The sequence below is a fragment of the Segniliparus rugosus ATCC BAA-974 genome (assembly GCF_000185725.2).
GTDB classification, from domain to species: domain Bacteria; phylum Actinomycetota; class Actinomycetes; order Mycobacteriales; family Mycobacteriaceae; genus Segniliparus; species Segniliparus rugosus.
Window position 1 is genome coordinate 1,303,239 of record NZ_KI391954.1, and the last position, 22,372, is coordinate 1,325,610.

25 protein-coding genes, 1 other RNA gene and 1 pseudogene are annotated in these 22,372 nt (G+C 68.4%); 14 read left to right on the forward strand and 13 right to left on the reverse strand.

Annotated elements, in window-relative coordinates; translation table 11 throughout:
• The first annotated feature begins 2 nt into the window (after positions 1-2).
• The 5 genes from smpB to HMPREF9336_RS15995 all read left to right on the forward strand — a co-directional run bounded on the left by smpB (position 3) and on the right by HMPREF9336_RS15995 (position 3,457).
• Positions 3-491: an SsrA-binding protein SmpB gene (gene smpB / locus HMPREF9336_RS15980; RefSeq protein WP_021030863.1), complete on the forward strand. Its 489-nt coding sequence runs from the start codon at positions 3-5 to the stop codon at positions 489-491.
• A gap of 57 nt (positions 492-548) precedes the next feature.
• Positions 549-920, forward strand: a transfer-messenger RNA (tmRNA) gene (ssrA, locus tag HMPREF9336_RS18115).
• A 65-nt stretch (positions 921-985) separates the two neighbouring features.
• On the forward strand, positions 986-1,354 hold the full coding sequence (locus HMPREF9336_RS15985; RefSeq protein ID WP_007468824.1) for a hypothetical protein: 369 nt from the start codon (positions 986-988) through the stop codon (positions 1,352-1,354).
• A 414-nt stretch (positions 1,355-1,768) separates the two neighbouring features.
• On the forward strand, positions 1,769-2,296 hold the full coding sequence (locus HMPREF9336_RS15990; RefSeq protein ID WP_156920441.1) for a hypothetical protein: 528 nt from the start codon (positions 1,769-1,771) through the stop codon (positions 2,294-2,296).
• Between the two features lie 450 nt (positions 2,297-2,746).
• Positions 2,747-3,457: a lysoplasmalogenase family protein gene (locus HMPREF9336_RS15995; RefSeq protein WP_007468826.1), complete on the forward strand. Its 711-nt coding sequence runs from the start codon at positions 2,747-2,749 to the stop codon at positions 3,455-3,457.
• A 21-nt stretch (positions 3,458-3,478) separates the two neighbouring features.
• Here HMPREF9336_RS15995 and HMPREF9336_RS16000 read toward each other — a convergent pair whose 3' ends face one another.
• The 6 genes and pseudogenes from HMPREF9336_RS16000 to HMPREF9336_RS16015 form a co-directional block, all read right to left on the reverse strand.
• Positions 3,479-4,522, reverse strand: a complete 1,044-nt coding sequence (locus HMPREF9336_RS16000) for a TQO small subunit DoxD (protein WP_425277277.1) — start codon at positions 4,520-4,522, stop codon at positions 3,479-3,481.
• Between the two features lie 14 nt (positions 4,523-4,536).
• Positions 4,537-4,663, reverse strand: a pseudogene (locus tag HMPREF9336_RS19370) (MMPL family transporter); the annotation flags it as partial.
• A 162-nt stretch (positions 4,664-4,825) separates the two neighbouring features.
• On the reverse strand, positions 4,826-5,983 hold the full coding sequence (locus HMPREF9336_RS16005; RefSeq protein WP_007468828.1) for an NAD(P)/FAD-dependent oxidoreductase: 1,158 nt from the start codon (positions 5,981-5,983) through the stop codon (positions 4,826-4,828).
• A 2-nt stretch (positions 5,984-5,985) separates the two neighbouring features.
• Positions 5,986-6,153 (reverse strand): hypothetical protein, encoded by a 168-nt coding sequence (locus HMPREF9336_RS18745; protein ID WP_169727327.1) that lies wholly within the window; start codon positions 6,151-6,153, stop codon positions 5,986-5,988.
• A 19-nt stretch (positions 6,154-6,172) separates the two neighbouring features.
• A complete protein-coding gene (locus HMPREF9336_RS16010) occupies positions 6,173-6,763 on the reverse strand; it encodes a mycothiol-dependent nitroreductase Rv2466c family protein (RefSeq protein ID WP_007468829.1) in 591 nt (196 codons plus the stop codon).
• 28 nt (positions 6,764-6,791) lie between these two features.
• Entirely contained in the window at positions 6,792-7,088 is a 297-nt protein-coding gene (locus HMPREF9336_RS16015) for a metal-sensitive transcriptional regulator (RefSeq protein WP_007468830.1), read from the reverse strand.
• A gap of 250 nt (positions 7,089-7,338) precedes the next feature.
• On the opposite strand from HMPREF9336_RS16015, the gene HMPREF9336_RS16020 reads away from it, so the two are divergent.
• Complete coding sequence (locus HMPREF9336_RS16020; RefSeq protein ID WP_007468831.1) at positions 7,339-8,235, forward strand: metal-dependent hydrolase; 897 nt, start codon at positions 7,339-7,341, stop codon at positions 8,233-8,235.
• Positions 8,236-8,276: 41 nt separating this feature from the next.
• Here the strand turns inward: HMPREF9336_RS16020 and HMPREF9336_RS16025 are convergent, their stop codons facing one another.
• A complete protein-coding gene (locus HMPREF9336_RS16025) occupies positions 8,277-8,945 on the reverse strand; it encodes a TetR/AcrR family transcriptional regulator (protein ID WP_051357455.1) in 669 nt (222 codons plus the stop codon).
• Between the two features lie 156 nt (positions 8,946-9,101).
• Between HMPREF9336_RS16025 and HMPREF9336_RS16030 the strand changes: the two genes are divergently transcribed.
• The gene (locus tag HMPREF9336_RS16030; RefSeq protein ID WP_007468833.1) at positions 9,102-9,974 is read left to right on the forward strand and encodes an SDR family oxidoreductase; all 873 of its coding nucleotides are present in this window, start codon (positions 9,102-9,104) and stop codon (positions 9,972-9,974) included.
• The gene (locus HMPREF9336_RS16035; protein WP_021030865.1) at positions 9,974-11,434 is read left to right on the forward strand and encodes a flavin-containing monooxygenase; all 1,461 of its coding nucleotides are present in this window, start codon (positions 9,974-9,976) and stop codon (positions 11,432-11,434) included. The genes HMPREF9336_RS16030 and HMPREF9336_RS16035 overlap by 1 nt, the downstream gene beginning before the upstream one ends.
• Before the next feature lie 21 nt (positions 11,435-11,455).
• Here the strand turns inward: HMPREF9336_RS16035 and HMPREF9336_RS17685 are convergent, their stop codons facing one another.
• The 6 genes from HMPREF9336_RS17685 to HMPREF9336_RS16070 form a co-directional block, all read right to left on the reverse strand.
• On the reverse strand, positions 11,456-12,334 hold the full coding sequence (locus HMPREF9336_RS17685) for a hypothetical protein (RefSeq protein WP_007468835.1): 879 nt from the start codon (positions 12,332-12,334) through the stop codon (positions 11,456-11,458).
• Entirely contained in the window at positions 12,324-12,767 is a 444-nt protein-coding gene (locus HMPREF9336_RS16050; RefSeq protein WP_007468836.1) for a DoxX family protein, read from the reverse strand. Before HMPREF9336_RS16050 ends, HMPREF9336_RS17685 begins: the two co-directional genes overlap by 11 nt.
• 27 nt (positions 12,768-12,794) lie before the next feature.
• Positions 12,795-13,400, reverse strand: coding sequence for a hypothetical protein (locus tag HMPREF9336_RS16055; RefSeq protein WP_021030866.1), 606 nt, complete (start codon positions 13,398-13,400; stop codon positions 12,795-12,797).
• Positions 13,400-14,839 carry a lipase family alpha/beta hydrolase gene (locus HMPREF9336_RS16060; protein WP_007468838.1) on the reverse strand — a complete coding sequence of 480 codons (1,440 nt, stop codon included), beginning with the start codon at positions 14,837-14,839 and terminating at the stop codon, positions 13,400-13,402. The genes HMPREF9336_RS16055 and HMPREF9336_RS16060 overlap by 1 nt, the downstream gene beginning before the upstream one ends.
• A complete protein-coding gene (locus HMPREF9336_RS16065) occupies positions 14,839-15,339 on the reverse strand; it encodes a WXG100 family type VII secretion target (protein WP_007468839.1) in 501 nt (166 codons plus the stop codon). Before HMPREF9336_RS16065 ends, HMPREF9336_RS16060 begins: the two co-directional genes overlap by 1 nt.
• A 132-nt stretch (positions 15,340-15,471) precedes the next feature.
• Positions 15,472-16,308 (reverse strand): hypothetical protein, encoded by an 837-nt coding sequence (locus tag HMPREF9336_RS16070; protein WP_040585700.1) that lies wholly within the window; start codon positions 16,306-16,308, stop codon positions 15,472-15,474.
• Positions 16,309-16,480: 172 nt separating this feature from the next.
• Between HMPREF9336_RS16070 and HMPREF9336_RS16075 the strand changes: the two genes are divergently transcribed.
• The 6 genes from HMPREF9336_RS16075 to HMPREF9336_RS16095 are packed head-to-tail and all read left to right on the forward strand — an operon-like array spanning position 16,481 to position 22,345.
• The gene (locus tag HMPREF9336_RS16075) at positions 16,481-17,368 is read left to right on the forward strand and encodes a universal stress protein (RefSeq protein ID WP_007468841.1); all 888 of its coding nucleotides are present in this window, start codon (positions 16,481-16,483) and stop codon (positions 17,366-17,368) included.
• Positions 17,369-17,378: 10 nt separating this feature from the next.
• Entirely contained in the window at positions 17,379-18,023 is a 645-nt protein-coding gene (locus HMPREF9336_RS17690) for a response regulator (protein WP_007468842.1), read from the forward strand.
• Between the two features lie 4 nt (positions 18,024-18,027).
• Complete coding sequence (locus HMPREF9336_RS16080; RefSeq protein WP_007468843.1) at positions 18,028-19,581, forward strand: sensor histidine kinase; 1,554 nt, start codon at positions 18,028-18,030, stop codon at positions 19,579-19,581.
• 9 nt (positions 19,582-19,590) lie between these two features.
• Positions 19,591-20,031, forward strand: coding sequence for a nitroreductase family deazaflavin-dependent oxidoreductase (locus HMPREF9336_RS16085; RefSeq protein ID WP_007468844.1), 441 nt, complete (start codon positions 19,591-19,593; stop codon positions 20,029-20,031).
• Positions 20,028-21,125, forward strand: coding sequence for a hypothetical protein (locus HMPREF9336_RS16090; RefSeq protein WP_021030868.1), 1,098 nt, complete (start codon positions 20,028-20,030; stop codon positions 21,123-21,125). The genes HMPREF9336_RS16085 and HMPREF9336_RS16090 overlap by 4 nt, the downstream gene beginning before the upstream one ends.
• The gene (locus HMPREF9336_RS16095) at positions 21,122-22,345 is read left to right on the forward strand and encodes a Dyp-type peroxidase (RefSeq protein ID WP_021030869.1); all 1,224 of its coding nucleotides are present in this window, start codon (positions 21,122-21,124) and stop codon (positions 22,343-22,345) included. The genes HMPREF9336_RS16090 and HMPREF9336_RS16095 overlap by 4 nt, the downstream gene beginning before the upstream one ends.
• Positions 22,346-22,372: the final 27 nt, after the last annotated feature.

The window sequence follows — 22,372 nt, forward strand, 5'->3', positions numbered from 1 at the left end:
TTATGAAGAGCGTGAAGAAGAACGACCCGAACGAGGCGTTGATCGCGCGCAACCGCAAGGCCAGGCACGACTACTCGATCCTCGACGTCTACGAGGCCGGGGTGGTGTTGCAGGGCACGGAGGTCAAGAGCCTGCGCGAAGGGCACGCCAACCTGCTCGACGCCTACGCCACCGTGGACGGCGACGAAGTGTGGTTGCGCGGGGTCCACATCCCCGAATACCGCAACGGCAGCTGGACCAACCACACCCCGACCCGCACCCGCAAACTGCTGCTGCATCGGCGCGAGATCGAAGACCTCGTCGGCAAGACCCGCGAAGGCAACACCACCCTCGTCCCCCTCTCCATGTACTTCAAGGCCGGACGGGTGAAAGTCGAAATCGCCCTCGCCCGAGGCAAGCAGCTGCACGACAAACGCCAAGACCTCGCCAAACGCGACGCCGACCGCGAAGTCATCCGGGCCATGGGCCGCCGCCGCAAAGGCATGGAATGATCTTGGCGGGGATGCTACAATCGTCAAGTCGGCCGTGCTCCGCGGCTGGCGACGTTAGGGGCTGACAGGTTTCGACTTCGAACGTCGATGAAGGAGAAGCGTGCCGGTGCAGGCAACTGACCACCGTATAAGCGTCGTTGTAAAAAATATAAGCGCCGACTCTACTCAGCGCGACTACGCCCTCGCTGCCTAAGCGATAGCGTGTCTGTCAGCCCGGGAACGCCCTCGGCCCGGTTCCTGGCATCAGCAAGAGGGATCCAACCGCTAGCCCGGTCACGGGGTTGGCGGTGACACCAAACAGTGACTGGGGCCGTCTTCCCGGCTTGTCCGTGTGACCGGGAGGCCCGAGCAATGACAGAGCGGACTGCGCACGGAGAAGGCCTTTTGAAGCGACGAAGGACCCGAGTTCGATTCTCGGCAGCTCCACCCAGGGGTTTCAGCTCCGCGCTGCGGGCGCGTGCGTCGTTGACTCCGCGCTAGACGACAATTGTCGTATGGATTTCGCGATGCGATATGACCGGTGGTACCAGCTGCTCGCGACCGTGTTTTGGATGGGGCCGAAGCGGACAGTCATCAGAATCGTCGACGATGTGCTCCACGTCCGACACGGCTGGTCGTTCCGCATCGACGTGCCCCTTGCGAACATCTCGTCTGCCCGCATCTACGGCAAACGGCCTTTGGGGTGGGGAGTTCATGCCTTCCAGAATGGCTGGCTCGTCAATGGGTCTCGCGACGGAATCGTGATCGTCCAGTTCGATGCTCCGATCAAACCAGCGAAGGCGCCGCTCTTTCGATGGCCTATCCGCTCTCTGGCAATCAGTCTCACAGATCCAGACGGCTTCCTCGCGGCTTTGGATCGGTGACCGCCGCTTTGCCCGTATGAATGATCACCACCTAACGGGGTGCCAAATCTAAAGACTTGGCACGTGCGCATAACCCCTTGGAGCATCTCGGAACCGCCAGCTAGCGAGGTGACAGCGCTCAGCGCCAGGTCTCGTGTGAGCCGTTCCCTGTTTTCCGGGCACGGTGTCTGGGAAGCCAGGGGCAACCCATGGGAATTTAAGACTCTGAGCTGGGGATTTAAGAAAAGCGACATGCGTGGATTCATGGTAATCTCCAAGGAGCCGGCGCGCGCAAGGGCCCCGGTCACATCGATGACAACGAAGTCTCGGCCCCGAAGCGGACGGGCCTGGCTCGTCCCCACTGAAGCTGGAGCTGCAGCGGACCGCTGCGCCACCCACTTGACAGAGTTGGAGTTGTCGATGAAAACCTCTCGCGTGACCATTGCATTGTTGAGTTCCGTCGCGGCGGCCGGATTTGGGGTCGCCGCTTTCTCGCACGCGGCTCCAGCCCTCGGGGCCGAGGCGTCGTGCGCCGCGCTTGACCGCGCCGCGCACGACACCGCTGCGAACGTGGACAAGCTCCACGGCGTCGCTCAGTTCGTCTCGCCAGCCCTGCCGCACCCGGACAATCCGGAGGAGGAGACCGGCAGCTTCGACGTCGTGGCCCTGTTCTTCCAGGCTGGCGACCTCTCGCGTTCGCTGCGCCAGTCGAGCGGCGAGCTGCGGGACGCCGAGCCCGAGGTGGACTTCCCCGATCTGCGGGACGCCGCCGACAACCTCGCCCAGGTGAACGACGACACCGCGACCTGGTTCGACGACACGACCAGCCCGGTCGGCACGCATTTGCCGTTGGACGAGAAGGCGCGCCGGATTTCCGACAAGGTGAAGAACGCCATCCAGGCGTTCCGGAAGTTCAACGACGTCTACTCGAAACGCTGCGGCGAAGACCTGATGGCGGACTAAGACGACCTGATGGCGGGCCACATCCGCGCCGAACTGGTGGCGGACGCCTTGGATATGGCACGTTGGCGGCGCAAACCCCCGCAAACCCCGGGGGACCGAGGCGCATGCGGATCGCGGGAGCCAAGACGCGTCCTGGCTCTTCGGGCGCAGGTTGAGCGGTCCACGACGCACTGGTTTGGGGCACCCCTATCCGAGCGACCTCGGTGATCTGTCGGAGCTGATGGCTAAGGGGATCGCCCGAGTTGATTCCGCCCAGATTTTGCCCACGGTTTCCGCAGAACAGAGCATGGCCGAAGAAAGCTCCAAAGAACAGTAGAAGCAGTTCAGCGGGGGAGTGATCCAGCTATCTGCATGTAGGAACGAGTTCGATTCTCGGCAGCTCCACTTCCAACTGCTTCCGTCTGAGCCGTTCCACCGGCGGGGCTGGGCCGAGAAGGTATCGTTGCGGACGTGGCGTTTTCGTTCGGCGGTCAGCGGTTGGCAGTCGGCTTGCGGGCCGTGTACGCGGGCGTGGCCGCGGTGGACGTCGTGCTCTCCGGCTCGGCCAGCCACAGCGCGCATCGGGCGCGGCGGTTCACCAAGCCGTTGCTGATGCCGCTGCTGGCGGCCTCGTTGGCCTCGGATCCCGGCGCGCGCCGCTCCCCGTTGTTGCGGACCACGCTCGCCGGGCAGCTCGCGGGCTGGGGCGGGGACGTGGCGCTGCTCGGGGACGGGCCGAGGGATTTCGCGCGCGGGGCAACGAGTTTCGCAGCGGGGCACGCCGCGTACATCTGCGGCTTGCTCCCATACCGGGCTGGCGGCCCTGGGCGCGGGGCCAAGGCGATCGCGGGGGTGTGGGCGGCGAGCGCGCCGGGCGTGGCGCTGGCAGCCGGAAGGGAGGCGAGTTATCTGGCTCCGGTCCTGCTCGGCTATTCGGCGGCTTTGGCGAGCACGGCGGCGAGCGCGACCATGCTTGGCGCGGGGATCCCGGCCCCGGCCCGCCGCCGATTGGTCGCGGGGGGACTGGCGTTCCTCGTCAGCGACGCCGTGCTTGGGCTGCGCAGGTTCCTGTGGCGCGGCGCGCCGCCCGTGGCGGAGGCGGTGGTCATGGCCACCTACGCGACCGCGCAGTACTTGATCGCGGGCGGCGCGGCGCGGGCGGCGGTCTGGTCGGACGCGTAGCCGCACGGCGCGTCCGAGCGGTCAGGAATCGGTCTTGAGCGGCGCTTTCCACTGGGCTCCGCTGATGTCGGTGAGGACGAGGGCGTGCGGGTGCCTCGGTTCGAGCTGCGCTCCTCGCACGTCGAGGGTCACCTGCGCTTTCGCTCCGAGGGGCACGAGCAGGCTGCGCCCGGCCGGCTTCACTTTCGCCACGTACGTGTTGCGGATGGCCTGCGCGGGAAGGTGCCCGAGCTGGTTGGCGAGCACGGTGGCCGCGGCCGCCCCGGTCTGGGTGTCCACGACGGCGGCTTCGACGAGGAAGGAGCCGTACACGTCCACGCCTTCGGTGCGGTAGACCGAGAACTGGAGGATGTTGTCGGCGATCCGCGCGTCGGAGATCTCGATCTTCGGCCGCACGGATTTGTTGTGCAGCGGGCCGTAGACGCCGCCGTGGAAGATTTGATTCGTGGCCAGGTCCACGAGCAGGATCGCGAGGGAGCCGGCGAGCGCGGCTTTCGCGGGGACGGCCCATTCCCCGGAGGCCAGCCGCGCGAACCACTTCGAGCGCGCGAGCGCAGGTCTGCGCCTGGCGAGCGCGTGGTCCAACGAGTAGCGTCCGCCGCCGGTCAACAGCAGGACGAAGGCGCAGGCCGAGCTGAGGACGCCGATCTGCCACTCGTCCAAGCAGGTGGTGCCGAGCCAGCCCGAGCCGAGAAGGATGCCGAGCGAGAGGCCGATCGCGGCCAGGCTCATCGCGCGGGTGCACAGCCCCACGAGGAGGAAGAGGCCGACAACCCCTTCCGCGACGGTGAACAGGACCATGGCGGCGTGCAGCTGCCCGGGGTGGGCCAGGAGGTGCTCGATGGCGGGTTTGACGATGAGCGCGTTTGGCAGGAAGTGGTTGAACTTCTCCCCGACGTAACCGGCGGCGTCCGGGTCGAGCGCGTCTTTCAAGGCGGTCCTGCGCCAGAACGCGGAGAAGAAGGCCCAGCCCATCACGAGCCGGATCGGCAGGGCGATGAGCGCCGCGGAGCCGATCGGGCTCCGGTCTTTCGCGGGACTGGTCGGGATGTTCGCTTCGGTCAATGCGGGTTTCCTTGTCGTTGTGCGAGGCGGTCGGGGACGGGCGGGCACGTTCAGCGGCCACCAGAACCAGCGTCCGGGCAGGGACGCGATGGCGGGGTGCATGAAGGAGCGCACGACGATGGTGTCGAAGAGCAGGCCGAGGCGAAGGCCAGCCACGCCGGGACGACCGGAAACGAGACGAGGCGCATGGCCCTTGCGAACCGCGACGGGAGGCCGTCGCGCGCGCTCATCCAGCTTTCATCAGGCAGGAGGTCTGCTGGGTTCTTGTCGCTCCGGCGTGCGCGGGAGAATCCGGGCGGAGGCTCATTCCCAGAGCGCCCGCCATGCCCGCTCTTCCTCGAGCTTGTCGTTGTGCAGCTCCTCGGAGGGCTCGTCGAGGATCACGCCGGGGTGGGGCAGCGCGAAGAAGTCCCCTTTGCCCCGCGCGGAGTGGTGCGAGCCGGTGTCGATGTAGCAGTAGCCGAGCCCGGAGAGCCGGTCTTGGGCCTCGGCCTTGCCGAAGTAGTGCAGGATGTTGCGGGCCACGGCTTTGCCGCCGTTCTTGGCGAAGATCGCGGCTTTCGGCAGTGGCTTGCCGGAGGGGGAGATGACCGTGGTGATGTCGCCGATGGCCCAGACGCCTTCGTGCTCGGTCCGCATGCTCTCGCGGTCCACGGGAATCCAGTCGGGCTCGCCGAGGGCGACTGCGGGCTCGTGCGGGGGGACGAACACGAGCAGGTCGAAGGCGACGGTCTGGCCGTTCGCGAAGCGCACGGTCCGGTTGCTGTGGTCGACCAGCTCGACGGCGTGCTCCGGGTGGAAGGCGATGTCGTTCTGGCTGAGCAGTTCGACGAGCCTGGGCCCCGCGTCCGGCCCCGCCGAGGGCATGGGCTGTTTTTCAGGGGTGTAGACGGCGATCTCGGCAGAGGCGCGCTTGCCGCGCTCTTCGAGGAGATCGGCGGCGAGGAGCGCTCCTTCGTAGGGCGCGACCGGACAGCGGTAGGGCTGGGCGGCGACGAGGAAGACGAGCTTCCCGCCCGCGAAGTCCGCGAGGGCCTGATGGGCCCGTCCGGCCTCGGCGGCGCTGTAGTAGTGCACCGCGAGGCCCGCGTCGAGCGCCTCTTGCAGACCCGGCACTTTGCTCGGGGCGTTTTTCGCGCCCAAGGCCACGACGAGGGCGTCGAATTCGAGTTCGGAGCCGTCGTCCAGCAAGACGGTCTTCCGCGCCGGGTCCACGCCGCCGACTGTCGCCCGCACGGTTTTGACCTCGGCGGCCGCATGCTCGGCGAGGCGGATCGGGACGCTTTCCTCGGTGCGCCAGCCGCGCATGACCCATGGCAGCGCGAAGCCGAGGAAGTGGTCGAAGCTCTCGTCCACGAGGGTCACGTCGAGATCGTCCAGCGGGATCTGGGAGTCCCGGAGTTCTTTGACGACGCTGAGCCCGCCGATGCCCGCGCCGAGGATGACGAGTCTGTTGCCCATGATCAGTTGCTCCTTCGGAAGAGCCGTCCCAGCCAGGACGGGGTTGATGACTGCTGATGGCCGTCGCACCACCGCTCTGGCGGCACGCGGCGTTTGACCGACTCGATGTGCGCGCCGCAGCCGGACCAGGTGGTTTTGCCGCAGACGCGGCAGGTTGCCGGATGGCACACGATGTTTTCCTTACTGTCGTCAGTGGCGGACGGGCCGAGGTCGTTGCAGCTGCGAGAATTCGGGGATCGCGGCGAGCGCCTTGAGGGCCAGGAAGAGTTCCGGCCCGGCGGCCTGGCCGGGGAGCGAGGTGAGCACCGGTCCGAAGAACGCCGTGCCGCCGATGCTGACGATGGGGCTGCCGCCGCTGTCGCCGAGCGCCCGCTGCCCGCGCTCGTGCGAGGCCCGCACCGCCGCGTCCAGCGTCTCGTCGGACGGGCTCTGCTCGTGGGAGCCCGTCGCGGCGCAGGCGCGGAGGACTTCGCCGACGAGGCGGTCGTCGAAGGGGGCTCCTCGCTCGAAGAACGCTTCGCCGAACGCCGCATACGCGGACCACATGCCGTCGTCGTCCAAGGTCCGCGCGAGGCTCGCGAACAGCCGTCCGACCGAGCGTGACGCGCGCATCCGCTCCGCCTGCGGCGGGGGCAGCTCGCGTCCTTCGTTCAGCACGGCAAGGCTCATCAGCTCCCAGCGCGGGACGAACCCCTCTTTGTCGGCCACGGAGCGGAGCCAGCGGGCCGTGGTCCACGAGTACGGGCACACCGGGTCCAGCCAGAGCGTGATCTCGTCCATATCGGTCTCCTTCGTCTTAGTCCGGGGCTCAGGCCAGGCTGAGGAACAGCTTCTCCAGCTCGTCCACGGTCAGCCCTTGCCGCGTGGTGCGGCTGTCGTCGGCGATGCAGTCCCGCAGGCCGGTCGCGATGATCTTGAAGCCCGCGCGGTCGAGCGCGCGGGACACAGCGGCGAGCTGGGTCACCACGTCTCGGCAGTTGCGCCCTTGCTCGATCATTGCGATCACGCCGCCAAGCTGGCCCTGGGCGCGGCGGAGGCGGCCGAGGACTGCCGCGATGTCTTCGGGAGCCCCGTGCGGGACGGCGTTGTCGAAGGTTGTCGTCATGTCCCATTTATACCATAGGGGGTATAGTATTGGTCAGGGGTTGCGAATGGCCCTCGCCGCAGAAGGGGGGACGCGTGGAGGCGCGAATCTGGCTTCGGGCTTGCGTTCGGGCGCGAAGCCTCGCGCGTGGCCGCCCATGCTTGTGATTCGACTCACTGGTGGTATATGCTACTAGGGGTAGCAGTATTACCGGATTGGTTCGGAGCCTGCCTACTGACGTTTCTCTTTGGTTGACGTAAAGGAGTTCGAGATGACAGCGACCCTCCCCGCGAAGACTGCGCTTCCGAAGGTGCGGCGGATCAGCTTCCCGTTCGGGGATCCCGAGCCGATCAAGAAGTACTACGCGGACGACAACATCGTGATGAGCCAGCTGTTCGCGATGCTCTCCTACAGTTTTCCGCCCGGCGAGGAGACCTTCATCCGGTCGGTCCGCCGATACTCCCATCTGGTCACCGACCCGGTCCTGAAGAAGCGGGTCGCGGCCTTCATCGGACAAGAGGCCGTCCACGGCCTGCAGCACCGCGAGCTCAACGAGAAGCTGGTGGCCCTTGGCTATCCCTACAAGCACTTGCTTGAGAAGGGCGGCAAGTTCTGGGAAGCCTTCGACAAGGTCTTGGACGAGGAGTTCCCGCGCGAGCGCTTCCGGCTCTACAAGCTGGCGGAACTCGCGGGCACGGCGCTGGGCGAGCACTTCACGGCGTTGGCCGCCGAGCGGATTCTCCGGAGCGAGGAGCTCCAGGCATTGATGTCGGACCAGTCGATCAAGGACTTGATCCTCTGGCACGCCTTCGAGGAGCTCGAGCACAAGGCGGTCGCCTTCGACGTGTACCGCACCATCGGCGGGCCGGAGTGGCTGCGCGTCCTGATGGTCCGCGTCGCGGGGCCGCTGCTGGTCCCGACGTTCACGCTCCTGGTCTTGGGCACCGTCTTCGCCACCGACTCCTACGCGCGGCGACATCCGTTGAAGGTGTTCAAAGACGGGATCAAGCTGCTGCGCAGCCCGCTGGTCAAGGGTCTGCGCAAGGACATCGCATTATTCGGGCGGCGCGGTTTTCATCCCGACGACATCGACACCACGCCGCTCCTCGAAGAATGGGGAGCCGAGCTGTTCGGGGAGCAGGGCCGCCTCGTCGACCACCTGAAGTAGGAGGATTCGCGCGGGCGCGGCCCCCGGCCTCGCCCGCGCTTTTATCGCGTCTCGCCCGAGAGGATCTCGCGCAACTCGTCGGCGGGGCCCTCGCCTATGCGCGCGGCGATGAGGGCGACGAGGTCTCGCGCCATGTCGCCGACGGGGCGCGCGGCCATGGCCGGGTCGATGGCGCGCTGCACGCTCAGCCCGATCCCGGCGCTGAGCGCGAGGTTCGCCGCGTCCGAGAGCAGCTGGTCCATGGCGGGGTCGGCCTCCTCGCCTCCGAGCCCGGCGAGCGCGTCGCGCAGCGCGGAGACGGTCATCTGGTGCGCGTTCGAGCGCAGCTCGACAATCGTCTGGGCCAGCCGGGGGTCGTGCCGGGAGAGCACGACGAACTCGAATTCGAGCATCGTCCAGCCCACGTCTCCGAGGCTCGTGTCCAGCCACCGGGCCAACGCCGAGAGCCGGTCGCCGAGGCTGGTCTCGGCGGCGACGATCTCGCCGATCTCGGCCATTTTCTCGCGGTGGATCAGGTCGAGGACTTCGCCGCAGAGCGTCGGCTTGTCGGAGAAGTTCGAGTAGACCGCGCCCTTGGAGTACCCGGCTTCGTCGGCGATGTCCTCGAGCGTGGTCGCGGCGTAGCCCATGGCGAGGAACCGGGCCTTGGCGGCTTGGAGCAGTTCGGCCCTGGTCTGGGCCTGTCGTTCGGACCGGGTCAATCGGGGCATGCGCAGATGATAGCCGCAGGGGGCGGCCATTGACATTCTTCGGGTATCTGAATACCATGAGACTCTGTTATGTAAGGAATTTTACGCGCGGACACATCGAGTAATCTGCGTAACATCGTCCGCGAAGCGGACCGCCCGCTGCGAGGAGGACATGCCATGGCCAACCGGTCTCAACCCATTTCCGTCGATGGCGCGGTGGTCGTCATCAGCGGAGCCGCGCGCGGCATCGGCAAATCCACCGCGGAGCTGTTCGCCGCCAAAGGCGCGACGGTGTGGATCGGCGACGTGGACGCGGATGTGGCGGCCCAGACGGCGGCGCAGATCCCCGGCGCGCGCAGCGCTTACCTCGATGTGACCAGCCCCGAGTCGTGGCACGCGTTCGTGTCGGCGGTCAACGAGGGGAGCGGGCGGATCGACGTGCTGGTGAACAACGCGGGCGTCATGCCGCTCGGCGCGTTCGAGCAGATGTCGTGGGCCACTGTCGATTTGATCCTCGACGTGAACGTCCGAGGAGTGCTGGCCGGAATGCGCGCCGTGCTCCCGGACATGCTCGCGCGCGGGCGGGGCCACATCGTCAATGTGGCCTCGTTGGCCGGCGTGGTGCCGATTCCAGGCATGACCACCTACAACGCGAGCAAGTTCGGCGCGGTCGGAGCGTCGCTCGCCGCGCGTGCCGAGTACCGGGGCTCCGGCGTCACCATTTCGGCGGTGCTGCCTTCGGCGGTGAACACGGAGCTGGCCTCCGGCGCGGACATGCCCGGCGGCAGCCTGTTGAAGGTGCAGCCAGAAGACGTGGCGGAAGCGATCGTCGGCACCCTGCGGACGCGCCGGGCCCGCACCTCCGTCCCCGGCTGGCTGCTCTTCCCCGCTTCGCTGCTCACACTCTTGCCGGAGCCGCTGGTGAACTTCGGCCGTCGGGTCATCAACGACCGCAGGGCGTTGAACACCGACCCGGTCGGACGGCGCGCCTACCAAGACCGGCTCGACCGCCAGGCGAGCAAGCACGCCGCGAACATCGGGGAGCTGTGATGGCGAGGACGGTCCGGAGCCCCCGCGTCTGCGTCATCGGCGCGGGGATGGCGGGCATCGCGGCGGCGCACACGTTCACCCGCGCGGGGTTCACCGACCTGGTCGTCCTTGAGAAGGGCTCGGACGTCGGCGGGGTGTGGCATTGGAACCGTTATCCGGGGCTGACCTGCGATGTGCCGTCGCAGATCTACCAGCTCTCGTTCGCGCTCAAGCCGGACTGGTCGCAGGTCTGCGCGACCGGCGACGAGATCCAGCGCTATCACCGCGACGTCGTCGACCGGCTCGGCCTCGACCAATACATCCGGCTGAACAGCGAGGTCGTCTCCGCCGAGTACCGGGACGGCCATTGGCGGGTCGTCACGGCGGACGGGCATATCGAAGACGCAGACTTCCTCGTCTGCGCGACAGGAGTGCTGCACCATCCGTCGATTCCGGACATCCCTGGGCTGGACTCGTTCCAGGGGCCGGTCGTGCACACCGCGCGCTGGGACGACTCGGTCGCGACCGAGGGCAAGCGGATCGCGGTGATCGGCACCGGCTCGACCGGGGTCCAGGTCGTCTCCGCGCTGCAGCCCGCCGTTCGTTCGGTGGCGCATTTCGTCCGAAGCCCGCAGTGGGTCATTTGGGCCCCGATGAGCGTGCCGCAGCCGCGCTTCGTCTCCCGGTTCCTCGCCGCGCGGCCCGAGCTGCAGCGCAGGATCTACGCGCTCGCGCTGTGGGGCTCGAACATCCTCGCCGACGTGACCACCCGTCCGACCTGGCGGCGCAAAGCGGTCCAGGCGTACGCCCGTCTCTCGTTGCGGGCGCTGGTCCGCGACCGAGTCCTGCGCGAGAAGCTCACCCCCGACTACGAGCCGCTCTGCAAGCGGCAGGTCGTCTCCAGCACGTACTACCGGGCCATCGCGCGGCCCAACGCCGAGCTGGTGACCGAGGACATCGAGGCGGTCACCCCGACCGGGATCCGAACGGGCGACGGGCGCGAGCGCCCCTTCGACGTCATCGTGCTCGCCACCGGCTTCAAGGCGCACAATTACATGCGGCCGATGGACCTGCGCGGCAAGGACGGGCTGACCATCGACGAGGCGTGGGCGGAGGGCCCGAGAGCCTACCGGATGACCGCGATCCCCGGCTTCCCCAACCTGTTCACCGTCCTTGGCCCGAACTCGCCGGTCGGATCGGTGTCGCTGCAGTATTCCGCTGAGCTCACCGCGAAATACATCACGCACTGGCTGCGCCGGTTCCGCGACGACGGCGTGCGGACGGTCGAGGTGACGGACGAGGCGACGAAGCACTTCAACGAAGGGGTCGCAGAAGCGCTCGGCCCGACGGTGTGGAACACCGGCTGCAACTCCTGGTATTTGAACCAGAACGGCGCGGTCGACCTTTGGCCGTACGATCGCAAGACGATGACGGCCATGCTGACCGCGCCCGACGAGTCGGACTACGAGGTGACGTACTAGAGCGGGGTTGAGCCCGGCGGGTCACTCCCCGGCTTCGGCGAAGCGCGGGAGTTCGCGCAGATGCCAGTCGCCTCGGATCGCGGCGTGTTCGTGGTAGTGCTGGAAAAGCGGGACCACCTCCGCCGCTGTGAGCACTTCGGAGGGGCGGACTGCTTGCTGGTACTCGCCGAACCGGATCAGCTCGGACCGGTCCGTCTCCTCGGCGGCGCTCGGGCGGCCGAGGACGTATTGCCGGTGCGAGCCGTCGGGCTCGCGCCGTTTGATCTCCGCGGTCAGCCGCTCTGCGGTGCCCGCGGTCTGGAGGAACTCTTTCGTCGTCCGGTCCTCCTCGTACTCCCGCCCGGGAGCGAGGGGGACGAGGACGAGATTGATCGTCCGTTCCTCCTCCTCGCCGCCCGCGCCGAGCCGCTCGATCTCGGCGGCGAGCCGCCGCGCGGCGCTGGAGCCAGGGGCCAGCCAGTATTCGCGCTGGCGGTGCGTCGTGTTGACCACCAGCTGGCGTGTGTGCCGTCCCGTTTCGGCGGGGCGGTGGATGACGGACGGCGTCGCGCTCACCTCGCACACCCCGGCCCCGTGTTTGAGCCCGAGCCGGACGAAGGCGTCCCGCGCCTGCTCGGCCTGGGACCAGGAGAAGCCCACGTAGAGGATCTGGCTGCCGATGCAGTAGTCGGCGAACTGAGAAACGTCCTGATCCGGCGAAACCTCCGGCGCGTGGGGCCCGTTGAGGGGCGGGAAGAGCCGGATCAGTTCGCGATAGAGCGCCTGCAGCTCGGGAGCGGCGCCCTCTGGATCGCTGTAGTCGCGAGCTTCGGACCATTCTGCCTGCTCCCGGAACCAGGGGAGCAGCTCCTCGTCGGCCGAGACGGCTCCGGTGTCGAATGCGAAAATGTCATAGCTCATGGTGTCTTGTCTTCTTCCACGCGTCGACGGAGTAACGGTTGTGGGAGAGGAACGCGAGCAGTGCCGCGAACAGGGCCGCGTGTCCGAGTTGCTGCGCGATGGGCCCCCAATGCTCGATCAGGCTCGACCCGAAGATGAGAACGGTCATCAGCGCTGCGCCCGCGATCAGCGCGGCCCTGGTGAGCGCGCCGACGAGGAGCAAGGCCCCGACAGCGAGCTCGACGAACGGCAGCACGGCGGCGAAGAGGGAGACGAGGCTCCCTGGCAGCGGCGATTTCGCGAAAGCCCCGACAAGGTGGGTGTGGAACTCGGGGAATTTCACGATGCAGATCAGCCCGTGCCCGAACATGCTCATGCCGACGGCGAGCCGCAGAAGGGCGTAGCCGATCGCCCGGTCCCGCTCAGGGCTGTTGTGGTCATCGAGGAGCGCCATGTGTTCGGTTGTGCTTCAACGCTCGGGTCAGCGGGTCTGGTGCAAGCCGTATTTGGCTCGCAGATCGGCGGACAGCGCGTTTGCGAAGCGCTGCTCCGGGGTGTTCTCCTGGCTCTTGCAGTCATTGAAGGAATTGGTGGCGATATGCGGGCGCCAGCGAGCGGCCCCTCCGGAGGAAGACGGCTCAGGAGGCTGTACGGAAGAACTGGGCTGAGCCGTGTCGCTGCGTGCTAGCCAGACGCAGAGCTGAATCAATTTGCCTTCGGGGACCAGGCCGCCGGGCGGCCAGGTCGTCGAGGACGGCGGTGCGAAGCCTTTGGCTGTGATCACGTACCAGATCTGCGTCAGGTCTGTTTTCGACTGCCAGACCTCTTCCGTTGCCTTGCTGATGAGAGGCTGGAAGGCGGGGAGCTCGACGGCGTCCGACGCAGCCGTGATCGAAAAAATGATATTGGGCTCTTGCGAGTCGTCGAGCCCCGGATGCCAGTACGAGTAGCGAGCCTCGGCCACGAGGGGATCGGCCTTGAGTTCTGCGACGATCTTCTGGCCGAGTTTGGGGACGCTGCTGTCGCCGCACGCCGCGCAGAGCGCGGAGACGAGCACAAGAGCGAGGACTGGGAAGAAGCGGCGCATCAGTTCGGCACCCGAGTGGCATAGTACTGCTGCGTCTCCACCGAGGTTCCTGTGGTGAAGCCATTGTTGGCGAGGGACTGGTTGAACGCGACGACGGAGGGGTCGGTGCTGTTGGAGAGCGAGGCGGCGACATCGGTGTAGCCGTGGTCTCCGGGGCCGCCCATCTTGTGGTTTCCGCCGACAGTGCCGGTCTGGTGGTCGAAGGTGACGGTGGTCCAGTTGGACGTGTCCGGGTTGTTCCGGCCGTCGAGGTGCGGGACGATGTCCCCATTGTTCTCCAATGACAGCACTTGGACGTTCGAGGGCATGTCGACCAATCCTACCGGCGAGCCTGCGGTGACGACATTGGTGACGTTGTACTTGCCCTCGTGGACCCAATCGGCGGCGGCGTTCGCGGCGACGATGCCGCCCTGGCTGTGGCCGACGAGCATCACTGGGTCGCCCTTGGACACTCCGGCTTGTTGCATCGCCTGGTCGATCGCCTGTTGCAGCGCCGTGTCCTGGCCCGCGACTCCGTGAATGTTGGTGCCGAGGTCGTTGATATTGGTGTTGTTGCTGCCCGGAGTGGAAGCGTTCCAGACCTTGGTGCCGGGCACGTCCACGATCCAACGGGTTTTCCCGTCCGGCCCGGTCACCTTGCGCACGTCGATGTTCGGCCCGGTGTTCCCGTCCTGCTGCGCCGTGTCGTTGCGGTGGTTCAGTTGGGCCATGATGTCGCCGAGGTTTTGTGGCGGGGTTCTCGCGTACGTGTCCGTATCGATCCCTTTCCCGACGACGTTCGCCTTGCCGTCCGGCATGAGCAGGCCGATCTCCGCCGCTCCTTGCTGCAGGTCGACGGGGAAGCCCTGGAGGTTGGATATCATGCCGGGGGCCATGTTCACCGCCGCGTCCACAAGGCCAGGGTGCTCGACGATGAGACGCTGCAACGCCGCGATCTCGTCGTCTTTGAGTTTGCTGAGGTCCCCGCCATTTTTGATGTAGTCGGCGAGCGCCGAGCCGGTGGCGACTCCGAGGATCCCGACGAGTTCGGCGGGCAGCGCGCCGGGAGCCGCCGCCGCGAGGGTCCATTCCAAGTCCGCGAGAAGCTGGCGGTTCGCCTCGTCGGCGAGCTGGTAGCCCGCCTCGGCCGCGCGAAGCGCGACGGAGCGCAGCTCGATGGTCCCGGCCACCGCCGTGAGGCCCTTCGGGCCGTCGAGCGCGCCGAGCATCGCGCCTTCGAACTTCGCGGCTCCGACGGGGTCGAGGACAGCGGAGGCGACGACGTTCGGGTCCACAAGATATTTGTGGCTCTTGCCTGCGGTGACGAGCGCGTCCCCGCCGATGTCGTCGGTGAGCCTGCCCATCTCGCCGAAGTCTTCGAACACCGCGGAAGTGCCGCCTGCGCCGCCGGAGACCTTGATGTTGGTGTCGGGAATGGAGCTGCCGGGAGGCTCGCCCATCAGATCTTCCCGTTCTTCTGCATGTACTCGCCGACCTCGATCCAGTCTTTATGCCCTGGCTCGGGGAGGTTGTTCGGACTGTACTTCAATCCGGCCCACGGCTCGGTGGGCCGGGACTCCTCGCTGCCGAAGAAGTGGTTCCACACCGATTTCACGCCGTTCGCGATCTCGTGCACGGCGTTGTTGAACCAGGAGACCGCGTTGTGGAACCAGTCGCCGACGGTTTCCTCGAACTTCTTGATCAGCGCGAGGCGCTCCCGCACGGTCTGGGCGTGCTTGCGCAGCTCGTCGGCGGCTTTGTCGAGCCCGCTGCTCGCGTCGTTCAGCTTGCTCCGGTCTTCTCCCGCGAGCTCGCGGAAGCGATCGGCGGCGATCCCGTGCCAGCGCATGGCCCCTGCCTTGTTCACCAGCTCCGTCGCCCGGTCGCGGACATGCGAGGCCTGACTGTTGATCTCGGCTGCGATTCTTTCGAGATCGTCCGGGTTGCCGTAGAAAGGCATCGTCTGGTCTCCGTCCCTCGGCCTGTTGGTTCCATCACATTTTACTCGCGCATCACAAGCTCTTATCGGGTTAGACGCGGTTTTGCCCGATTCGGTTCCATCGAGTTTTCGGAAAGATCGCCGTCCGAGAGATCACGAGAGGATCGAGGCGAGGAAGCCCGCGGCCCACACGCCGAGCGATCCCGGCTGCGTCGGTTCGAGCCGGACGAGGTGCTCGCCGTCCGGGCCGTTGTCCGGCCGAAGGCCGAGCCATGAGTTCCCCGCGTGCAGCCAGACGATCCGGTCCACAAGGGGCCCGCTCGCGGAGCGTCCGGTCAAATCGCAGGTGAGCAGGCCGTCGGTCTCGTCGGCGAGACGGCTCGCCAGGCGGGCTTGCTCCTGGGGCAGGGCGAGCGCTTCGAGCACCGCCCCGACGCCGGGCGGGTCCGCAGAGCGCAGCGTCACGGCGAGCCCCAGCTCCTCGACAGCGCGCAGCGGCAGCGCTCCGGCCAGTGGCTCGCGGGGCTCGTCGCCGAAAAGTTTCGCGAGGTCCGGCGCGTGCTCGGACTCCGGCGGCACCGCACGGGCGAGCTCTTTGCCGAGGTCGACCGCTCGGAAGAAGGAGAGCTCCAGCTGGTTCCCGTCGAGCCGGAAGAGAGAGGCTCCGAAGATCCCCGAGATCGCGTGCAGGCACTGCACCGCGCGCGATCCGATATGCGCGGAGGTGGCAAGCATCGCCTGCGGGTGGGTGAGGACTTGGAGGTTCATCGCGACCGAGGGGTTGACCGCCGCTTTCCCGTCCCCCTCTGCCATCATGGCCCGACGTTGGACGAGGCCGCGCCTGCAGGCGGCCGTTTGCTCGGGCGCAGGCGCGGGCGCGCTCGCCCGCCAACTCGGCGGCAGATCGCATTGGAGCACGTCCAAGAGGTGGCCGAGTTCCGCTGCGGGGAGCACGAGACGGTGCGGGGCGAGTGCCGTCGGTCGAGTCACACAGCCAGGCTACGCCGCCCATGAGGAGGCCGACGGAAACAGAGGGCATATGTCCTTCCGCAACGGTGACTTCCGCTCCGTGCGGGGCCGCGCGGGGGAGGCGTACCGTCGGAGGGGAGGCTCGACGCGGAGCCTGCGGACGCTGGCAACAGCCGATTGGAAGGAACGGGCCATGACCAACTCGAACACACCACTGGTCGTCGTCGGGATCGACGGCTCGGAGTCGTCGGCCCACGCCGCTCGCTGGGCGGCGAAGATCGCGTTGCGCGAGAACATCCCGCTCAAACTGTTGCACTCGGTCAGCCTGCCGTCTTTCGCGGCAGCTTCTGGCGTGCTTTTCGACGGCGATTTCATCTGGTCGATCGAGGAGGAGGGCAAGCAGCTCGTCGAAGAGCTCGGCGCGAAGCTCGCCGAAGCGCACCCCGGCTTGTCGGTCGAGGCGGAGGTGCGCCCTGGCGGCTCGGTCGCTGCTCTGGTCGAGGCTTCCCGCTCCGCGCGCATGGTGGTGCTCGGCTCGACCGGCAAGACCGCGTTCACCGGCATGCTCGTCGGGTCGACCGCTGTCGCGGTCTCGCATCGGGCGCATTGCCCGGTCGCGGTGGTGCGCGGCCAAGTAGAGGCGGCCCAGGCGGGCCCGGTCGTCGTCGGGATCGACGGCTCCAAGGCGAGCGATCTCGCGGTGGCGCTCGCGTTCGAGGAGGCCTCGTGGCGGGGAGCGGAGCTGTTGGCGGTCCACGCCTGGATGGAGTCGTTCTCGGACAGCGGCGGGGTGTACGCCTACCCGCTGTTGATCGACTGGGCCTCGATCGAGACGAAGGAACGCGCGCTGCTCTCCGAGCAGCTCGCGGGCTGGCGGGAGAAGTACCCCGACGTGCCGGTGCGCACCGAGGTCACACGGGACCGGCCCAACCACGCGCTCTTGGAGCGGGCCGCCTCGGCGCAGCTGCTCGTCGTCGGCAGCAGGGGCCACGGCGAGTTCGTGTCCACGGTGCTCGGCTCCACCGCGCAGGCGATGATCTATCACGCCCCCTGCCCGGTCGTCATCGCCCGCGAGCAGTGAGCGGCGGACAATGACAGAGCACGCCCGGATCTCGGTGTTTTTAGTGGACGACCACGAGGTCGTCCGGCGGGGCGTCGCGGACTTGCTCGAACAGGAGCCGGACTTGGCCGTGGTGGGCGAGGCCGGATCGGCGGAGCAGGCGCTCGCGCGGATTCCCGCGGCCGCCCCGGACGTGGCGGTGCTCGACGTCCGGCTGCCCGACGGCAACGGGGTGGAGCTCTGCCGCGAGCTGCGCTCCAAGCTGCCGGAGCTGCGCTGCCTCATGCTGACCTCGTTCACCGACGAGCAGGCCATGACGGACGCGATCCTCGCCGGGGCGGCGGGCTACGTGATCAAGGACATCAAGGGGATGGAGCTGGTCTCAGCCGTGCGCGCGGTGGGCTCGGGGCGGTCCTTGCTCGACAACCGCGCGGCGGAGGCGCTGATCCGCCAGCTGCGCGCGGGGACTCCCGACCCTGGGCCGCTGGCGAGCCTCACCGAACAGGAGCGCGTGCTGCTCGACCTGATCGGCGAGGGGCTGACGAACCGCCAGATCGCGGAGCGGATGTTCCTCGCGGAGAAGACGGTGCGCAACTACGTCTCCAAGCTGCTCGCCAAACTCGGCGTGGAGCGCAGGACGCAGGCGGCGGTGCTCGCGGTGCGGACCGTACGCTGAACGGATGGCCGGACAGAGTTCCCTGATCGACGCGGTGCTCGCGATCTCCTCGGGCTTGGACCTGTCGGTGACGCTGCGGGCGATCGTCCAGGCCGCGGTCGGCCTGGTGGACTGCGAGTACGGGGCGCTTGGGGTGCTGCGCGAGGACGGGATGCTCGCGGAGTTCATCTACGAGGGCATCGACGAGGCGACCCGCAAGCAGATCGGGGACCTGCCGCTCGGACGGGGCGTGCTGGGCGTGGTGATCGACGACCAGAAACCCCTGAGGCTGGTGGACATCAAAGACCACCCCGCCTCGGTGGGCTTCCCCGAGGGCCATCCGCCCATGCGCTCGTTCCTCGGGGTGCCGATCATGGCGCGCGGGATGGTTTTCGGCAGGCTCTATCTCACCGAGAAGCGCGGCGGCCTGTTCACCGACGAGGACGAGCGGCTCGTCCTCGCGCTCGCCGCGGCTGCGGGGGTCGCGGTGGACAACGCCAGGCTCTACGAGGACTCGCGGCGCAGGCGCGGCTGGTTGGAGGCCACGAAAGAGGTGACCGAGGCGATCCTGGCGGAGACGGCGCGAGACGAGGTGCTGCGGCTGGTCGCCGAGCGCGCCATGGGCCTCGCGGGTTCCTCGTTCGCCGCCGTGCTGGTCTCGGGCCCGGAGGGGGAGCCGTTCGGGATCGCGGTGCGCGAAGGCAGGGTGCCTTCGGGGCTGTCCCGGATGGACGAGCCTCGGCTGCGGGACTTGGCCGAGGACGGGGCGCCCCGGCGGTTCGCGCCGGGCGAGGCCGCCCCAGGGTCGGGTCCGGTGCTCGTCGCGCCGATGCGCACCGGGCACGTCCGCCTCAAAACGCTGCTTGTCGCGAGGGATCCGGACGCGGCCCCGTTCGAGGAGGAGGACGTGCGTCTGGTCGGCTCGTTCGCCGAGCAGGCCGCGTTCGGCCTTCGTTGGGCCGCGGAGCAGGAGACTCGCAGGGAGCTCGAACTGCTCGCGGACCGGGAGCGGATCGCGCGGGACTTGCACGACCACGTCATCCAGCGGCTCTTCGCGATCGGGCTCGGCATGCAGAGCACGAGGCGGATGGCGGAGCTGCCCGCGCTCGCGGACCGGCTCGACGACCACATCGACAAGCTGCACGAGGTGATCCAGGACATCCGCGCCACCATCTTCGAGCTCCAGCCGGACCGGTCCGGGGCGGTCCGGCTGCGAGTGGCGCTGCAGAACATCGTCGCGGACCTCTCCGCCGATTCCGGACTGCATGTCACATCGAGGGTCGCGGGCCCGCTCGGCGTCCTGTCGGCCCCGCTGGCCCAGCACGCCGAGGCAGTGGTGCGCGAGGCGGTGAGCAACGCCGTGCGCCATTCGCGCGGCTCGGAGATCCTGGTCGAGATGTCCGTGGCGGACGAGCTTGTGATCGAAGTGTCCGACGACGGGATCGGCGTCCCGGAGGACATCGACCGCAGCGGCCTCGCCAATCTCGCGAGCCGGGCCGAGGAGGCTGGCGGATCCTTCTCCGTCGGGCCGTCCGAACTGGGCGGGGCGAGGCTCGTTTGGCGCGCGCCGCTTGAGTAGACTGGTCGCATGACACTGAGCGGAGAGTACAAGCCGAGCACGTGGGGCTGGGTGAACAAGCACGTCGCGACCATCGAGGCGACCGGGACAACGCCGAGCCTCGAGGTGCTCGGCGGCGCGCCGGTCATCCTGCTCACCACGAAGGGCGCGCAGACCGGAGCCATCCGCAAGTCCCCGCTCATGCGCGTCGAGCACGAGGGCCAATACGCCGCGATCGCCTCCAAGGGCGGCGACCCGAAGCACCCGAGCTGGTATTTCAACCTCAAGGCGCACCCCGAAGCCGTGCTGCAGGACGGCTCGGAGATCTGGAACGTCGTGGCGACCGAGGTGGAAGGGGAGGAGCGCGACCTCTGGTTCCAGCGCGGCGTCGAGGTGTACCCGCCATACGCCGAGTACCAGACGAAGACGGACCGGCTCATCCCGGTGTTCCTGCTGACCAAAAAGGCGTGACCGGCGGCCGGCTCGCGCTCTCGGGGTGCCTGCTGCTCGTCGCGGCGGGCTGCGCCTCGGACGCGGGAGCCGGACTGTCGCCGTGGGCGGCGCTCTGGCCCGGCCTGCCGGTGACCGAGGTGCGCGCCGTCGGGGACGGCTGCGTCGCGGAGCCGAAAGCGGCCACCGGCGAGCAGGTCATGGCGGTGACGAACACGTCCGCCGCGCCGTTGGAGCTGCGCGTCGTCCTGCCGGACAGCCCGGCTGCGGTGTTCGAGATCGAGCCGGTCGCCCCGGCTTCGACCCGGGCCCAGCCGGTGCGCCTGGCTCCCGGCAGGTACCGGTACGCCTGCTATTTCGAGGAGCGCAGGGTGATGTACAGCGAGCCGTTCGCCGTGGCCCCCGCCGAGGAGGCGGCGGCCGGTCCCGGCCCGGCTCCCCTCGGCGCGACGAGGGCGATCCTCCCCGTCAGCGTCCAAGACCTCGACCCCACCGCGAGGGCGTACGAGCAATGGGTCGCCGGACAGCTGCCCCTGCTGGCTGCCGAGGCGCGGCAGGCGGCGGCGGGGGGAGAGCCGGGCAAGCAGGGCTGGCTCTCCGCGCACCGGCGGTACGAGACGCTCGGCGCGGCGTACGACGCGTTCGGCGACGCGGGCGAAGCGGTGCAGGCCGCGTTCGCGTCGGCGGAGGCGGCGCTGTGGTCGGGCCGGGGCGATCCGGCCCAGGCCGGCGGCGCGCTGGCCTCGGCGGCGGACGCGCTCGCGGAGGACTTCCCTCAGGCCCAAGTGGATCCGCTTGACCTAGGGCTTCGGGCCCACGAGATCGTGGAGGACGCGATCGAGAAGACGCTGACCGGGCGCGACGACCACGGCTCGCACAGCATGCTGGCCACATTGGCCGCGAACCTCGACGGCGTCCGCGAGCTGTTGGGCCTGCTGGACCCGCTGCTGCGCCCCCGCCTCCCGTCGCTCGACCGGCTGCGCGACGAGCTCGACGCGGCCGGCGCGCTCGTCGCCGCGCGGCAGACGGGGCAGCGGCTGAACGCCTCGTTCGGCCAACTCGCGGAGCACCTCGCCGAAGTCGCCGCCATCTGCGACATCCGGAGGTCCCGGTGACCGACTCGGGCGCAGGGGCGGAAGCGAGCCTCGGCAGGCGGGCGCTGCTCCTCGGCGGGGCCGTCGCGGCGGCGGGGGCGCTCGCGAGCTGCGGACCTGATCGGCCGGAGCCGCCCGGCGCGGCGAAACCCGCGCCGCTGTACGGCGAGCATCAGCCGGGCGTGCTGGCCGAGCCGGCCCCCGCTGCCGTCGTGGCGAGCGCGAACGTGCTGGCTGCGGGCCGGGGAGAGCTGGCCGAGCTGTTCAAGACCATCACCGAGCGGATCCGGACGCTGGCCTCGGGCAAAGCGCCCATGTCCACCGGCATCGGCGATGTGCCCGCCGACTCCGGCACGCTCGGCCCGACTCCGGAGCCCTCGGGCCTGACGGTGACGCTCGGCGTGGGGGCCTCGCTCTTCGACGGGCGCTACGGCCTGGCCGGGCGCAAACCCGCCCGGCTCGCGAGGATGGAGGCGTTCGAGGGCGACGAGCTCGACCCCGCTTGGTGCCACGGCGACCTGAGCTTGGTCGTCGCGGCGCAGAGCCAGGACGCGACGCTGCGGGCGCTGCGCGACATCGCGCGGCACACCAGGGGAGCGATGCAGCTCAACTGGAAGATCGACGGGGCGACGGCCCCGCCGCGCCCGGACGGCGCCCCGCGCAACCACTTCGGCTTCAAAGACGGCACCGCGAACCCGGACCCGGCGAACGCGGGGGAGATGGACCGGCTGGTGTGGGCCGCCCCGGACGACCAGGCGTGGACGAAGGGCGGCAGCTACCAGGTCGTCCGGCTGATCCGCATGCTGGTCGAGTTCTGGGACCGGATCTCCATCGGCGAGCAGGAACAGATCTTCGGCCGCGACCGGGCCAGCGGGGCCCCGCTCACCGGGAACGCGGAGACGGACGATCCGGACTACGCGAGCGATCCTGCGGGCAAGGTCATCCCGCTCACCAGCCACATCCGGCTCGCGAACCCTCGCGACCCGGAGACGGACGACTCGCGCATCCTGCGCCGCGCCTACAACTACTCGCGCGGCCTGGACTCCAACGGCAACTTGGACCTTGGGCTCGTGTTCACCTGCTACCAGCAGGACGTCGAGCGGCAGTTCGCGGCGGTCCAGCGCAGGCTGGTCGGCGAGCCGCTCGCCGACTACATCAGGAATTTCGGCGGCGGGTACTTCTTCGCCCTGCCCGGAGCGCGGGACGAGCGGGACTGGTTGGGGCGGGGTCTGCTGGCGTAGGGCAAACGCGCAATCGTCCTGTCACCG